Below are 16,341 nucleotides of genomic sequence, written 5' to 3' on the forward strand. Positions count from 1 at the left end.
TCCTGTATGTAGTATTATACAGGAAAATCACATTAAATTAAACAGCTTAATGAATTCAATAACAATCGTTGATTTCAAATATGCCCCCACTAGCATAATCAGAAAACAAATAAAGATATCATTAAGTACGGTATTAAATAATTTACGAAAGTCTAGGCGTTCACGGTTTGTGCAGCTATAAACGATGTACATTGACAATTGAATTGCACTGGCAGAAATCAAAAACGTAGCAAGTAGGTCAAACACAACCTGGGGTAAGAGTGTCAACAAAATGCCGACAATTCCTTTCATCTGATAGGTTGCCACAAAGAGCGCACAAGAGAAGCCGATTTGTAATCCCTTCGTAAACACAACGAAACTAATAATGGGGATGCCGGCAATGCTTGTCCCCAACAAAAAGACAAATAAAATAAAAAGAATTCCCAAAAAGAATTGTGATATAAAATAGTCATACTTATTGACATTGGAATCAATGGTCGTTAAATAAGCAGAAAGATTTTGAATATCATTCACATCTATGTAATTCGATAAGATAATACCCATGCATAGTCCACAACCAACCAAGATAGCAATATACAAATAGACATTTTGATATTTCTTTAAAAAGCCGTGATAATGATGTTTCTTTTTCATATGCTCACCTCACTTCAGCATATGAAAAAAAAGAAGAGTTCACCCCTTCTTTTCTTCGTCATATTTCTACATTTTTTTCTTAAGCTGCGCGGCGCTGATCAGATTTGCACCAGGAAGTTGCTTATTCAACTGTTTCAACACCATAGCAACATCGTTTGTATCTTCTACGGGTTCTTGAAACATGTCAATTTGTGTAACACTGGTTTCTTCACTGTAAAGCGATCCTAATCCGATTCCAAGATGACGGATTTCTTTACCGCTGTGATTTTGATCAAACAATAGCAATGCTGTTTCCAATAAAATGGTTTCCTCATTCGTATAGCCTTGTAAAGACTGTGAGCGAACAGCATTGGTAAAATCATAATATCGAATAGAAATGGATAGTAAAGAACCTTTGATTTTTTCTTGTTTTGCTCGTTGACTCAAAGAATGAGCTAAACGGCGAAAAACAGTTTTTACTTCATCGTATTCTATGATATCACGATCCAGTGTCGTTGATTGTGAAATGGATTGCACACTGGTGTTATAGGATAAACGATTACTGCCATTTCCACGCGCATGTTGAATGGCCATATACCCCTGCTTGCCAAGCAGTGTCATTAGCATCGTTTCATTTGATGGATCAGCCAAATCGCCAATGGTATGAATTCCACGTTCTTCTAATAATGGCACACTTTTCTTACCAATGCCCCACATATCTGTGATTGGTAGTGGCCATAACTTAGATGGCACTTCTTGCTTCCGCAATACCGTGATTCCCATAGGTTTTCGCATATCACTCGCCATCTTTGCTAAAAACTTATTTGGTCCTACTCCTATACTGCATGGTAACCGCAAATCTTCATAGACACGTTTCTGAATGATCCATGCCAAATCTAGCGGTCGTTTATAATTACCTATGATATCAGTAACATCCATGTAACATTCATCGATACTAGCCGGTTCAATACAAGGGGTGAATTTACGCAGATAGGTGAAAAAACGATTACTTAATTCTTCATACCAGGAAAAATCACCTTGTACAACTACCAGCTGCGGACATTTTTCTAAAGCCATCAATAATGGCATAGCACTATGAACTCCACATTTACGAGCTTCATAATTTGCCGTACTGACAACACTTCTGCGATGCAATCCGGCTACAGCAACCGGTTGTCCCTCCAACGCAGAATTCTTCAAAACCTCCGCACTTGCATAAAACGCATTTAAATCAATATGAAATATAACTCTTCCTGCCATATCCAACATCCTTTATTTTGGTTAATAAACATCAAATGTACATGATGATTCATCCGCTTACCTTGACCATTATAAAGGATTTCAGGAAGAAAATCTAGCGATAAGTTTGCATCATCGCTGTTTTGTTTTTTAAACGATGCTCAAGACGTAATTTATCGGCAATCATCGCAATGAATTCCGAATTGGTTGGTTTTGCCTTACTAGCAGAAATCGTATAACCAAAAATATCATCAATGGCATCAATATTCCCTCTATTCCAAGCTACCTCTATCGCATGACGAATGGCTCTTTCCACACGTGAGGCGGTCGTTGCATATTTACGAGCAATCTCCGGATATAAGACTTTGGTGATCTGACCTAAGAAATCAACATTTAGATAAGTTTCTAAAATAGCTGTTCGTAAGTACATATAGCCTTTGATATGTGCGGGTATACCGATCTCATGGAGTAATTCCGTAATCTCACTTTCCAGTTCTAATTTGGCAAGGCGTTTCTTTTCATCTTCATCAAGATTCACCCGCAAGCCATTGCCTTTCTTTTGTTTACTGGTAAAGCCAACGATGAAGTTTAGCTTATCGACAAGCTCCTCCATCTCAAAAGGTTTCATGAGTATGTAGTCGATCCGAAAGTTCTGCACTTGTGATACGATCAAATCATTCACAAATGGTGTTGTGGTGATGATGTGAGCTACCTCAATGTTGTTTTTCTTTAAATCTTGCAGAACACTGATCCCATCCTTCTTTGGCATCAGCAGATCCAGTACGAGGATGTCAATGTGTTTCCCATGAAGCTCTACAAGACATTGTTCACCATTGGTGGCACTGCCTACGATCTGATATGCATCACTCTTTGCGAATGCTGCTTTCATAGAGTGAATCATTTCCAGACTGTCATCGACAAGATAGACGCTAAGTTTGTTGTTCATATATTTCTTTCTCTCCTTCCCTATTAATTATAAGAATTCTAAATGAGAAATAACAATGAATTTGTCGAACACCGTAAAGAAATTTACAAATTTTTTCAAATTATGAAAAAATGACGACGTTTTATGCCGTCATTTCTGTGATAACACCAAAGTGTAAGTCGAATAATGTCGTAATTACGCAAGTTTCTTAGAATTAGATAACATCCATTCGATAAAGACACCATATCCATGAATAGGATCATTCGTAATAACGTGTGTAACTGCTCCTATGATTTTGTTATCTTGGACGATAGGTGAGCCACTCATGCCTTGAATAATACCATTTGTCTGTGCTAATAATACAGGATCGTCAACAATAAATTCTATACCTTTTACATCACCGATGTGCTGATGATGAATCTTGGTGATATTGATGGAAAAAGCTTGTACTTCGTCACCATGTAAGACCGTATACAACTGGGCTTTCCCTTTGTGTACACTTTGCGCATCTGCCCATTCCATGAGAGGCGCATTCCTTCCCAATTGTACATAGGTTCCATAAATACCAATACGCGTATTTTCCCGAATCGTTCCCAAGACTCTAGTAAAATCAATGGTGGCGCGTTTTTCTCCGGCATGATTTTGCTGTGCTTTTTGAATAGATGATACATTCGCCGGATAAATGCTTCCTGCTTGAATATCCGCTATCTCCTGCAAATCCGTATCCATAATTTCATGCCCAAGTGCTCCATAAGTATGATTGCTAGGATCATAATAGGTCAAGGTACCAACACCGACAATTTTATCTTTTACATATAAACCACACTTATATACCTTGTCTGTTTCATCATACACATTAAACAATGATGTTTCTATGAGCTGATTCTTTCTAAGAACAGTGATAGGAATACTATCTTTTGATTGTGTTCTTTGATAGGTCAACAGTTCCCTTTGCATATCGGCAATGTTTGTTACCGTGACGCCATTGATTTTTTTTATGATATCTTTTTTCTGAATATAGGTTTCTGGTGTATACGTTTTATTTTGTATCGTAAAGTGATACGTCCCACTGATGAGTACACCATCATAAGAAACTTCAATACCAACGCTATCTCCGCCTAAGTAAATACCTTCATTGGCACAGATCATTGAAGGATGAATGAATAGGCAAATGAAACAGCTTAGTAAAATTAAAAATTTCTTTGACAAAGTATCACCTCCCAGGGCTAGTTTGTCCTGTGTCAAGTGAAACAAGTCAAAGAAAATCATTAATCTCTTCGCGCTTTTTCTAATAATTCTTTTGCCATGGCATGCGCAGAAACACTTTGTGATGCACTAGATATACTAGCAAGTTGAATGATACGCTCTTGTTCATCTAATACATGGATCTGTGTTTTGACATGATCATTTTCCTGTAACTTTTCTACTACATAATGATGGTCCGCACAAGCTGCTACTGGGGCCAGATGTGTTACGCAGAAAACCTGAACATCTTTTGCCAGCTCCTGCATCTTTTTACCAATAGCAAAGGCAACATTGCCACTGACACCAGTATCAATCTCATCAAAAATAACAGTCTCAATACCTTGCAAACGTGTGAATACCGTCTTCATGCCAAGCATAAAACGCGATAATTCACCACCGGAAGCCGTTGCTGAAAGACTTTTTAAGCGTTCTCCAGCATTCATCGATATTAAAAATTCCACCTTATCCATCCCAGTGGCATTGCCTGCAAATGTTTCAATTGAAACATGAAAACGAGCATTGGGCAATTCTAGATCACGCAACTGTGTAACAACAAGTTCTTCCAATTCTTTTGCTTTCGCTACGCGTAACGTATGCAGTTGTTTTGCTTGCGCTTCATACGCCGCATAAGCTTTCTGTCGGGCTTTTTCCAATTTTGTGATAGCATCTTGACGATGTAAGATACCATCAATGGTACGATCTAGCTCATCGCGTTTTTCACAAACAGCATCATAGCTTCCTCCATATTTACGAAAAATTTTATGTATGTAAGAAATACGATTCTGCAATTCATGGAAATGTTCTTCATCAAATTCTAGGCTTTGTGCATATTCTTTGATTTCTTCAGTAAGATCTTGCATCACATAATAAGCATCATTTAACTTCTGTGCATATGTATCCAGTGTCTCATCATAATGCAATCCACTTAATTGATGAGCCGCTTCATAGATAATAGGCAATCCACCCTCTTCTTCATCCAATAATTGAATTGCGGCATGTAAACCGGCACTGACCTTTTCATAACCCATCATATGACGCAATTCTTCTTCTAATTCATCTAATTCATTTCCTTTCAGCATTGCTTCATCAATTTCATTTAACTGAAATGTGAGAAATTCTAAATCATCTTCACTGTAATCTGCATGCAGCAGTTGTGAAAGCTCATCATCACATTTCTTAAAAACACGATAGGTATCACGAACATCCTCGCGTAATGCATCTTGTTGCAGAAAACGATCTAGTAAAGATAAATGATATTTGGGATTCAATAAATATTGTGTATCATGTTGGGAATGTAAATCAACTAGAGCTGCCATAACTTCTTTTAAAAAGGCAATCGTTGTTGTTCTTTGGTTAATACGTGCGACACTTTTGCCTTCTTTACTAAATTCACGCGTTACGATGAGCAAATCATCTTCCAAAGTATATCCCGCTTCATCTAATAAGCTTCTTACAGCATGGTGAGAAGGCACTAAAAAGGCTCCTTCGATAATTGCTTTATCTTTACCATCTTTTACCATACTGGCACTGATGCGATCTCCTTTTAAGATTCCTATGGCATCCATCAACAGCGATTTACCTGCTCCTGTTTCACCAGTAAAAGCAGACATATGGTCTTCCAATGTTAAATTCACATGATCCAGCAAAATAAAATCTTTGACATAAATTTGTGTCAGCATAGAATCACCTCGTTTTCTTATGGTTCATGACGATTGTATGATAATCAAATAGCTGCTGCTTGTAGGTATCACAAATGTGCATGACAAATTCACGGTTGCCATCTCTTCCTAAGATGCTGCTTTCTTGTAAATGATGAACATAAAGTCCTTGTTCTTTTACAAAGTCAACCATCTCTTGCAACACGCGCATGTGCACCTTGGCATCTTTAACAATGCCATGTTTTCCAACGTAAGCTTTCCCTGCCTCAAATTGCGGTTTAATCAAAACAACAAGTTCTTTCTTACTCATCACCGAGAATACTGCTGGTAAAATGAGTTTTGCGGAAATAAAAGAGACATCCATACAAGCAAAGGTAATTGCATCATCAAACATATCCTTGCGCAAATAGCGACAATTGCAATTTTCCATATTTACGACGCGTTTATCCTTACGCAATCGCTCAATCAATTGATCTTTTCCTACATCAACAGCATATACCTTTTGAGCACCTTGTTGAAGACAGACATCACTAAATCCTCCCGTGCTGGCACCCACATCCAAACACACACGATCTTTTAGTTGTAACTGAAAATCATCTATGACATCATATAGTTTAAAACCAGCTCTACTGGCAAATACCATATCTGCTTCGAAAATGACAATTTCATCCTCTTCTGTTATAGCATAACTACTTTTGGTGATGGTTTGTCCATTAACCTGCACAAGGCCTTCTTTGATCATATCTTGTGCACGAGAGCGTGATAGATCTCTACGCATGACAACGATTTTTTGATCTAATCGCATAGGCATCCTCTACAAATAGCTTGCGATAATATCGCAAAGCGTGTTGATATCTAAACGTTCCAATTTCTTTAATTGCGGTATACTGCCGTGTTCTACAAAATGATCATCAATACCGATACGTACAAAATGTTTTTGGTAGCCATGATCATTCGCATATTCTAAAATCGCACTGCCTAAACCACCAGCTAACATATCTGTTTCATAGATGATGACAGGTTCTTCCATTTGACAAATGCTATTCAGCATTTCTTCATCCAGAGGTTTAAAGAACCGTGCATTTACAACGGTAATCGCTAGTCCATTGATGCGCGCCTTAGAAATAACTTTATCCACATTATCTCCATAGGTGATTACACAAAGTTTACTCGTCTCCATAATCTTTTGCATGCTCCAACTGCCAATACGCACAGGATGATATGTATCTACCTTATGAAAGGGAGTGTTTCCACGCGGATAGCGTAATGCAAAAGGGTGTTCTTGTGTAAAAGCTGTGTATAAAAGTTGTTGTGCCTCATCGCCATCTTTTGGTTGTGCTAAGATCATATGCGGGATATGACGCAACATGGCAATATCAAAAACACCATGATGGGTTTCACCATCCTCGCCAACTAAGCCACAACGATCAATGCCAATGACAACAGGCAGATCCATTCGAGCTACATCATGACTGATTTGATCATAGGCACGCTGCAAAAAGGAAGAATATACTGAGATAAAAGGACGTTTCCCACTTGCAGCTAATCCTGCCGCAAAAGTCATCGCATGTTCCTCGGCTATACCACAATCAAAACTACGCATAGGAAATTGCTCAAAGAAAGCAGATAACTTACTGCCACCTTTCATAGCAGGGGTAATTGCTATGATATCTTTATTATCTTTTGCCAAATCACAAAGTGTACTGGATATGACTTCACTCCAGCTTTTTTGCCCATTTGGCATACGTGATAAGGAACAACCGGTCTTAGGATCAAACTGCGATACACCATGCCATTTTCCTTCTTTATCTTCTTCCGCAAAAGGATACCCTTTTCCTTTTTTTGTTAATACGTGTACGACAATCGGGCCATCATGACGCTTTGCTATTTCTAACACTTTGATCAAACGACGAATATCATGACCATCTACCGGACCGATATAATCCAAATTAAAATCACCGAAAATCGAAGTATCCACAACATTTTCTTTTACCGCATTTTTGATATTTTTCATGGATTCTAAAACACTTTTCCCCATTTTAGAGGTTGATAAAGCACCTTTTAAATCTTCTTTTAAAGTATTATATGGCTTGCTTGTACGAAGCCGAGTAAAGGTTTCATCCATTGCACCGACATTTTTGGAGATTGACATGTTATTATCATTGAAAATAATGACCATATTACGCTGTTCACTGCCAATTTGATTTAATGCTTCCATGGCCATACCACCCGTTAAAGCTCCATCACCAATTACAGGAACAACCTGATAGGAAGCATGATTCAGATCCCGTGCCACACACATCCCTAAAGCGGCAGATAAAGAAGTAGAAGAATGCCCTGCTTCCCATGCATCATGCTCACTCTCTTTGCGTTTCTGAAAGCCGGCAATGCCTTTGTATTGGCGCAGTTGCGTAAACAGCGGCGCACGTCCAGTCAATATTTTGTGTACATACGATTGATGCCCAACATCAAAAATGAACTTATCCTGTGGTGTTTCAAAGACATAATGCATCGCTAGTGTCAATTCTACGACACCTAAATTGCTTGACAAATGTCCTCCTGTTTTCGCAATACTCTCAATTAAAAAAATGCGAATTTGTTGGGCAAGATCTTCCAACTGTGCATAGGATAAAGACTTGATATCCGATGGACTTTTAATATCAAATATATTCACATGATCACCTCATCAGTTTTTACGCTTTGTTAAAGCCACAAAGATGGCATCCAAGGCATGCGCATCATCAAACAGTTCATGCAGTCTTTGCTGCGCCCGCTCATAATAGAAGGATGCCTCTTTTTGCGCTTCTTCAATACCAAGTAAAGAAACATAGGTGCGTTTATTATTCTGTGCATCACTGTTGATATTTTTACCCAATTCCTCAACGGTACTCGTCACATCCAAAATATCATCTTGGATTTGAAAAGATAAGCCCAAATCACTACCGATTTGCTCCCAAGCAGGTATATCTTCTTCATGGTGTGTTAGATAAGCCGCACATACCAAAGGAAGCGTTAATAAACGTCCGGTCTTATAATAATGAATATCTTTTAGTTCCGCCAAGGTAAGATCTTCCTTTACTTCACCTTCTAAATCTTTTATCTGTCCAAGCACCATACCATCTGCACCAGCATACCTGCTTAATGCTTTTACGATTGCACAATTCACCAGCGCATCCTCACTTGCCATAGCTCCCAGTAAAAAAGCCTGCGTTAGTAAAGCATCTCCTGCTAAAATGGCAGTTGCTTCATCAAATTGCACATGACAAGTCGGTTTACCACGGCGCAGCGTATCATCATCCATTGCCGGAAGATCATCATGAATTAAAGAATAGGTATGTATCATTTCAATAGCTGCAGCAACAGGATATCCAACACGCTCTTCTATGCCATAACATTGCAAAGCTGCCAGTAAAATTTGCGGACGTATTCTTTTACCTCCTGCCATTAAAGAATACTGCATGGCATCTTTTACTTTGGAATCTTGCAAAGCATCACATATATGCTGCAAATATGTTTCAAAGTTATTCATCACCTGCATCCTCCTGGTAAGCAGCTAAAAGCTGAGCCACTTTATTTTCAAAGGTTTTTAACTGCGTATCACAAGAATTTACAAGCTTCAGCCCTTCTTCAAATAAGCTGATGGCTTCTTCTAATTCTATTTCATTTCGTTCTAATAATGATACAATTTCTTCTAATCGCGCCATGGAATTTTTAAATGATTGTTTTTCTTCCATTATAATCTCTCCTTTTTCTTTACACAAGCATGCAGAAAGCCATCCACAAGACGTATGCGCATAAGACTTTCTTCTTGAACATCATCAATAGATTTAATCAATGTATCTTTAGTTTCAGCAATCGCATAACCCCGCTTTAAAACATTCAGCGGACTATAGGCATCTAGTAAGGATATTTGTTTATATAATGTTGTCTGTTGTTTCCTTTGATATTCTTGTAGCGCATGTGCAAGCTGTATCCAAACCTTTGCTTTTTCCGCTTGTTTTTTCTGTGCAATCTGTTGCGATTGATGTGCCAATCGATTTGCATATTCCTGTACTGTATGACGATGTTTTAACAGACGCTGTTCGATCATTCCCATTTCCCGTGCTTGCATCGCTAATTTCATCTGACTTTCACGGATATAAGATAAGGGATCGCTCATATAACGATGTTGCTTTAAAGATTCAAGGACAGCCTTTTCTTCTTGCAAACGATGATTCATGATTTGTTTCATCCTGCTTTTTAAATGCATAAGCTGCATAAGGATTTCTTCACGTTGAGGTGTTATCAATTCCGCAGCAGCCGTGGGCGTTGGCGCTCTGGCATCACTCACATAGTCAACTAATGTCGTATCTGTTTCATGTCCTACACCAGTCACGATAACACTTTTCATCGAACTGATACAACGTGCAACACGCTCTTCATTAAAACACCAAAGATCTTCAATTGCTCCGCCTCCACGAACCAACAAAATCACATCATGTTCCATCTCATCAGCCTTTTTTAGATTACGAATAAGATCATCTGCCGCATTGATTCCTTGCACAAGACTTGGATAAACATGAACATTTGCTAACGGCCAACGTCGTGCAATTGTTGTCAAAACATCTTGCACGGCTGCTCCGCTTTTTGCGCTGATTACGGCTATATCCATGGGATATAAGGGCAAAGCTTTCTTACGCTCCAAAGCAAATAAACCTTCCTTCGCCATCTGCTTCTTCACCGCTTCTAACTTTAAGTACAAATCACCTAAGCCATCCACTTGTACATGTGTTACATATAACTGTAAGCTGCCTTGTGGCTCATACATTGAAACTTCCGCTCTGACGATGACCTTCATACCTTCTTTTAATAAAATAGAACAGCGACTAGCATACGAAGAAAACATCACACAACTGATTTTAGCCTTTTTATCTTTCAGCGTAAAATACCAATGACCGCTACGATGATTGGTAAAATTGGAAATTTCGCCTTGAATCAGTAACGTTTGCAGATTAGGATCATGATCAAGTGTCTGTTTCAGATAATGGACAAGATCATAAACACTAAGAAGGGGTTGTTTCATAAACGATCTAAAACCCCATTGATGAGTTTATATGTTTCCTCATCACAATATTTTTTTGCTAATGTCACTGCCTCATTAATTACGATTGGTTTAGGAGCGATCTCCATATCCAATTCACAGGCTGCCATGATCAATATTGCTTTTTCTACATAACCCAAACGCTCAAATGTCCAATCTTCACGCAAGGCTTCATTGATCATCTGAATATAATCCTCTTCATATTTTATGGCATCAATGGTTACTGTATATAGAAATGGATCTATTTCATTACTGTCATTGTTTTCAAAAACTGTTTCTTTAATATCTTTATTGAGAAGAAAATGCTGATACAGGCAAGTCATTGCCTTCTCTCTTAATTCATGTCTGCTTACTGCCATATTCTGATCCTCCTGTATATTCTTTTTTATTTTATCATAAAATGATGTAAAACCACTATGTATTTGATTGAAACATGCAAGTTTTCTTATTCCTTCCATGGAACCTGTGCACTAGGTACCACTTGAGATGCCACATCGGCATGCACTTTCTGATCATCGAAAAAGATATGGGGCGCAAATGCCTTTAAAACATCTTTTTTGGTTATTCCACCTAGGAAAAATGCCTCATCAATACGTACATCCCAAGCCCGTAAGGTCCGTATGACACGTTCATGAGCTGGAGCGTTGCGAGCAGTTACCAAAGCCGTACGAATGGGAGATTGTGTACTATCCATATGATTCTGTAAATCGCTGATGGTTTTTAAAAAACGCGCAAATGGTCCAGCCGGCAATTGTTGAAGAGCTTTTTTTTGCTCATTTTCCACAAAGGCTGCCAAGCCTTTTTCCTGAAAGATGCGCTCTGCCTCATCGCTAAACAAAACAGCATCCCCATCAAATGCAATTCGTATTTGCTCAATCTCTTGCATCGGATCAAAGTCCTGAATAGCGTTGGTATAAATACGTCCAGCCGCAAAACCAGCTTGGATGGCTGCTTTGACATCTTCTTCATTGGCACTTAGAAATAAATCAACCCCAAAACTAGAAAGATAAGGAGATAAAGCAGCACCTCCACTCAATACAGCGCGGCTGATATCCAACTGATAATGCGCTATACTGTTGAAAATGCGCAAAGAAGTATCTGCTGAATTTCGCGACATGATCAACACTTCTACCTTACGTTTATCAAATCTACTATTCAATTTTAATAAAGCTTTTACTAATGCAAAACCACTTCCCGGCTTTAAGATCGTATCTTCATGAGCAATCTGATAGTCCGCATATGCTTTTAAACCTTCTTCTTCATAAATGCGATTTTCTTCATCTAGATCAAAAAGAGCTCTTGAACTGATTCCGATCACCAAACAATCCTCTAAGCTAACCGCCATATCTTCACCTCCAACTCAAAAAAAAGAAATCCATGCGGATTTCTCTAAAACATAAAGCCACTGACGCGAATATCAATCTGGTCAGGCTGAAAGCCCGTCATGTGTTCTATATTTTCAAAGATCTTACCCTGCAGTTTACTGCATACATCGTTTACATTCACGCTGTATTTCACTTTTACATCCATCGTTAAAATCAGCTGATCGTTCGCAATTTTACAAACAAGCGGATATTTAAATGGTGTACTTGTTTCTGCGAGCTTAAGATTTTCGTCTTCTTCAATAACAATCTTGGCAATCGTCTGAAAAGCTGATTTGCTCAATGCGATAATACCATCGTTATTGTTTTCCTTCAAAGCAATGTATTCTTGTGCCATAGTTATCACCCTCTGGAACTATTATAACAAAAACCATTCCTATTTGAAAGTGACTTCAATGAAATATTTCTGATTTGTTACTTCACTGACGGTTTTCATGATTTCATTTGCTAATTTTTTTTCATCTTTTTTATCAAATACATTCACGATACATGTATTATCCTTAATTTCAACTGCTACATTCAATTTTTCTTTACTTAATGCCTGTGCAACTTTCTGTTGCATTTCTTTGTCATCTTTTAATTCTTCCATCGTTGTCAATGCCTGCTTTTTCGCTGTTTCATCTGCATCACCTTTTGATAGAACCGAACTGTTTTTGTTAATTTCACTATCTTTTTTCTTGTCAATTTCTTCCTGCAGTTTCGCTGCCTCATTCACTTTGGATGTATCCTTGCTTTCTTCCTGTTTCCCTGTTTTCGTCTCTTTATTTTCTATCTTGTCTTTACTGTTTGAATCGCCAGTTTCTTCTTGTGGCGTATTCTCCTTCATCACTGCTGTTGTATCACTTGGCAGCGTGACATAGTATACACTTAACATCAAAATTAATGAAAACATGGTCAGAAATGCAAGTGCCTGTTTATTCATAGAAAATGCCCTCCTTGCTACTACACTACTATGCAAAAGGGCATCTTAATATGTCTATTAGGTTTCAAAAAGATAGGCTCAACTGAAAATCTTGCGCATACGTGTCATCCATTCATCATAATACGCTTCCTTATACTGCATAAAATCAGAATAACTGATGACGCGTTTTTCCAATTCTTCAATAAACTTCACAAAAGCCTTATTTATGGCGATCATCTTATCATCGTGAATAATCTTGATCGTTCCTATTTCACAAAGTGAATTCGCCAACATTCGCGAACACTCATCATGTAATAAATCACTCTGATCCATCGGCAGTCGTACAAAGCTTGTGTTTAGCCAGTAATTGTCTACCAAATAATTGCGAATTACCGTTAAGAACAAACTGAAGTCTTCCATATTATTCCCTGGTTCAATGGCAAATAACATATTAAAGAAGACAAACCAATCATAGTCTTCATTAATGATGGAGAGTAAATAGGTCCCTAAGATATGAACAAAAACATCTTGTGAATAAAAACCTTCCTCCATCACGATTTCATTTTCAAAGTCCATATGTATGGAGTTCAATTTCTTAAACGTCCGAAACAAAGTCGCAATACGGTCATTATTTCCGCCATCATAGCGAATATCCTTAATGAAGATATAATGACCTAAAATCGTTGAAGTGTTCTTTAGATTCATAGTAAAACCAATAGATTCATTCATTTTCGTCGCGAATAAATCATTAATTGCCTTACTGATTTGTTTTTCAAAACTTGATTCGGTAATATTGGCATCTCCTAAGGATGTTGACTGCATCTGATCATAAATAATGTTAAGCTGGCGATCGGTTATTGTCAGGTTGGCTTTGATACTGGCCAATAAATCTTTCATGAAATCATCGTACACATAATAATTGGTGTTCTTATAAACCAATTTATGCTCAATTTCTCCCCAAAAGGAATGTACCAGTGCTTTTATCTGCAATTCCATATTCACCTTCACACCATTTTTGAGATAGTAACCGTCAATGCGATAGATGGCAAATCCATTTTTTTGAATCTGTGGTTGGCGGGAAGCGCAATCCAGATAAAATAGTGGATGCGCCTCATTGCAATAATACCCATCATCTTCATTACGAACATTCATACGTTCGCGAATGATATTTAATACTTTATATTCATCCTCAATGAAACGACATTCAATAATAAAACCAATCAAATCGCTTAGATTGTCCAAAATATCTTGCGCATTTTGATAGTCCACATAAAACCGATTGCGGATAATCTTTTCTCGTAGACTTTCTTTGCTTTTGACGCGCGAATTCACATCAACGATCATCTCGGTTTTATTAGCAAATAAGTCTTTTAGCGCTTTACGAATATCTTTTTCCACTTCATGATAAAATGCATTATTTTCTTCTAGTAACGCTAATGCCTCATCAATTGTATCAAATAGCTTTAAACGCATGCTATCCTTCCTTTCTTTGCCTAAAATAGTTTCTGGCACGATCACAGTCTTTGAGCAACTGCTCTTTTAACTCCTGCATGCCGGCAAATTTCTGCTCTTCGCGTAAAAAACGATGAAATCTGAATGTAACCGTTTTATCATAAATCATTTTATCAAAATCAAGTAAATATGCTTCAATCGATGTGTTTTGCTGATAATTAAAGCTTGGATTATGTCCGACATTAATAATCGCCATCCACCAGGTATCTAATACAAACACACTTCCAATATAAACACCCTGCTTTGGCATGATATATTCACCCTGTGTTTTAAGATTCGCTGTAGGAAAACCATACTTGCGTCCAACTCGATTACCACTTTTCACAATACCTCGCATTTCATAAAAGCGCCCCATAATATCTGCCGTTTCTTCCATTTCACCACGTTTTATGGATTGTTCTATACGAGTTGAACTAATTTTCTCATTGGCACTGGCGATTTCTTCAACGACCTCTACTTTAAAAAAATGCTGAGCCTGTAACGTTTTTACACTGCCTTCTCCACGATTGGCGTAATGAAAATCATAACCACATACTAATGTTTCAATATGCAATGGTTTTAAGACAAGCTCATGAAATTGTTCATAGCTAAGTTGCGCCATATCCTTTTGAAAATCAAGTATGATCCATTTCTGGATCCCCAGTTTTGCGCCAATATCTTGTCGATGTTTCATCGGTGTAATATGGGGAATATTGTGCAATTTTTTCAATACGACCCAGGGATCTGGATCAAAGGTAATCAGCGCTGGAATGGTATGGGTTTTTTCAGCTATTTCCAGCACCCGTTTTACCAACTGTTGGTGACCTAGATGTAAACCGTCAAAATACCCGATACAAGCCGTTATACGTTCCCGGCATTCTATGGGTGTATGTATATTAAATCGTAATATTTCCATAATTTCACCTACCACAATCCGCGAATACAACGAAAGACATCGCCATGATCACGTTCATATAAAGCTATGACATCACCTTTATCTAAAATTGCCAAGCGATTATCCTCACATTGCAAACGTATATGTTTCCCATTATAAATATCTGAAATTGGTGTATAAGGAACACTTGTGTAATGATCCAACACGTCCTTTATAGGGTGTAAGATAAACTCGCCTTTTTTCACATCATCTAACGTCACACAATCCTGTATGCTAAATCGCCCAACACGCGTGCGGATCAAAGAAGACATACATCCATAGTTTCCTGTGTTTTCGGCAATATCATGGCACAATGAACGTACATACGTGCCACTGCTACAACTTACCCTAAATTGTAGTTTTACCTCATCAAGTGCTTGAATATCATAAATTTCCACGCTTCTTACCGGGCGTATCACATGCTCATGATTACGAGCATATTCATAAAGCTTTTTTCCATTAACTTTAATACTTGAAATCATTGGAGGGACCTGTTCAATCACACCGCGAAATTTATCAAGTTCTTTTTGCAAATCTTTAATTGGTATAACCGGTTTTTCATCCAAAACCTCTTCCCAAATATCATCACTAATGGTTTTCTTGCCCAATTCCATGCTTGCGATATATTCTTTATCCGTATCTGCTAAAAACGGTAATACTTTACAAGCTCTGCCAACCAACACGAGCAAGACACCGGTCGCATTAGGGTCTAATGTACCACTGTGACCGATTTTCTTTATATGAAGGATCTTTCTCAACTGTGCAACCACATCGTGAGAAGTCATCCCTGCTTCTTTATTTATCAATAAAATACCATCCATGTCATCACCGTGTATCATTATAACATAAAAATCAAGAATTTCTTGTGGTTAGC

General features: G+C 37.9%; 17 protein-coding genes. All 17 read right to left on the reverse strand.

Translation table 11 applies throughout. The features are described from left to right. Positions 1 to 27: 27 nt before the first annotated feature. A complete protein-coding gene (locus EDD61_RS00830; protein ID WP_008688498.1) occupies positions 28 to 633 on the reverse strand; it encodes a stage II sporulation protein M in 606 nt (201 codons plus the stop codon). 66 nt (positions 634 to 699) lie between these two features. Next, on the reverse strand, positions 700 to 1,872 hold the full coding sequence (gene dinB, locus EDD61_RS00835) for a DNA polymerase IV (protein ID WP_132223302.1): 1,173 nt from the start codon (positions 1,870 to 1,872) through the stop codon (positions 700 to 702). Positions 1,873 to 1,966: 94 nt separating this feature from the next. Continuing rightward, positions 1,967 to 2,797 (reverse strand): sporulation transcription factor Spo0A, encoded by an 831-nt coding sequence (gene spo0A, locus EDD61_RS00840; protein WP_008688501.1) that lies wholly within the window; start codon positions 2,795 to 2,797, stop codon positions 1,967 to 1,969. Positions 2,798 to 2,971: 174 nt separating this feature from the next. Further along, positions 2,972 to 3,985, reverse strand: a complete 1,014-nt coding sequence (locus EDD61_RS00845) for a SpoIVB peptidase S55 domain-containing protein (protein WP_243642675.1) — start codon at positions 3,983 to 3,985, stop codon at positions 2,972 to 2,974. A 59-nt stretch (positions 3,986 to 4,044) separates the two neighbouring features. Further along, entirely contained in the window at positions 4,045 to 5,700 is a 1,656-nt protein-coding gene (recN, locus tag EDD61_RS00850) for a DNA repair protein RecN (RefSeq protein WP_132223308.1), read from the reverse strand. 4 nt (positions 5,701 to 5,704) lie between these two features. Continuing rightward, complete coding sequence (locus tag EDD61_RS00855) at positions 5,705 to 6,484, reverse strand: TlyA family RNA methyltransferase (protein WP_008688508.1); 780 nt, start codon at positions 6,482 to 6,484, stop codon at positions 5,705 to 5,707. Positions 6,485 to 6,493: 9 nt separating this feature from the next. After that, the gene (gene dxs, locus EDD61_RS00860; protein WP_132223311.1) at positions 6,494 to 8,353 is read right to left on the reverse strand and encodes a 1-deoxy-D-xylulose-5-phosphate synthase; all 1,860 of its coding nucleotides are present in this window, start codon (positions 8,351 to 8,353) and stop codon (positions 6,494 to 6,496) included. Between the two features lie 12 nt (positions 8,354 to 8,365). After that, positions 8,366 to 9,208 carry a polyprenyl synthetase family protein gene (locus EDD61_RS00865; RefSeq protein ID WP_132223314.1) on the reverse strand — a complete coding sequence of 281 codons (843 nt, stop codon included), beginning with the start codon at positions 9,206 to 9,208 and terminating at the stop codon, positions 8,366 to 8,368. After that, a complete protein-coding gene (xseB, locus tag EDD61_RS00870) occupies positions 9,201 to 9,413 on the reverse strand; it encodes an exodeoxyribonuclease VII small subunit (RefSeq protein WP_008688514.1) in 213 nt (70 codons plus the stop codon). Before xseB ends, EDD61_RS00865 begins: the two co-directional genes overlap by 8 nt. Next, positions 9,413 to 10,741 carry an exodeoxyribonuclease VII large subunit gene (xseA, locus tag EDD61_RS00875; RefSeq protein ID WP_008978359.1) on the reverse strand — a complete coding sequence of 443 codons (1,329 nt, stop codon included), beginning with the start codon at positions 10,739 to 10,741 and terminating at the stop codon, positions 9,413 to 9,415. The genes xseB and xseA overlap by 1 nt, the downstream gene beginning before the upstream one ends. After that, complete coding sequence (gene nusB, locus EDD61_RS00880; protein ID WP_008688518.1) at positions 10,738 to 11,118, reverse strand: transcription antitermination factor NusB; 381 nt, start codon at positions 11,116 to 11,118, stop codon at positions 10,738 to 10,740. The genes xseA and nusB overlap by 4 nt, the downstream gene beginning before the upstream one ends. 86 nt (positions 11,119 to 11,204) lie before the next feature. Continuing rightward, complete coding sequence (locus EDD61_RS00885; RefSeq protein ID WP_008688520.1) at positions 11,205 to 12,104, reverse strand: 5'-nucleotidase; 900 nt, start codon at positions 12,102 to 12,104, stop codon at positions 11,205 to 11,207. A gap of 44 nt (positions 12,105 to 12,148) precedes the next feature. Continuing rightward, positions 12,149 to 12,478 (reverse strand): Asp23/Gls24 family envelope stress response protein, encoded by a 330-nt coding sequence (locus EDD61_RS00890; protein ID WP_008688522.1) that lies wholly within the window; start codon positions 12,476 to 12,478, stop codon positions 12,149 to 12,151. A 39-nt stretch (positions 12,479 to 12,517) separates the two neighbouring features. Continuing rightward, positions 12,518 to 13,063, reverse strand: a complete 546-nt coding sequence (locus EDD61_RS00895; protein WP_008688524.1) for a SpoIIIAH-like family protein — start codon at positions 13,061 to 13,063, stop codon at positions 12,518 to 12,520. A 78-nt stretch (positions 13,064 to 13,141) separates the two neighbouring features. After that, positions 13,142 to 14,515, reverse strand: a complete 1,374-nt coding sequence (locus EDD61_RS00900; protein WP_008688526.1) for a GTP pyrophosphokinase — start codon at positions 14,513 to 14,515, stop codon at positions 13,142 to 13,144. 1 nt (position 14,516) lies between these two features. Next, complete coding sequence (gene ribF / locus EDD61_RS00905) at positions 14,517 to 15,449, reverse strand: riboflavin biosynthesis protein RibF (protein ID WP_008978357.1); 933 nt, start codon at positions 15,447 to 15,449, stop codon at positions 14,517 to 14,519. A gap of 8 nt (positions 15,450 to 15,457) precedes the next feature. Next, positions 15,458 to 16,288, reverse strand: coding sequence for a tRNA pseudouridine(55) synthase TruB (truB, locus tag EDD61_RS00910; RefSeq protein ID WP_132223317.1), 831 nt, complete (start codon positions 16,286 to 16,288; stop codon positions 15,458 to 15,460). Between the last annotated feature and the right edge of the window lie 53 nt (positions 16,289 to 16,341).

Source organism: Longicatena caecimuris, from assembly GCF_004341945.1.
Taxonomy (GTDB): domain Bacteria; phylum Bacillota_I; class Bacilli_A; order Erysipelotrichales; family Erysipelotrichaceae; genus Longicatena; species Longicatena caecimuris.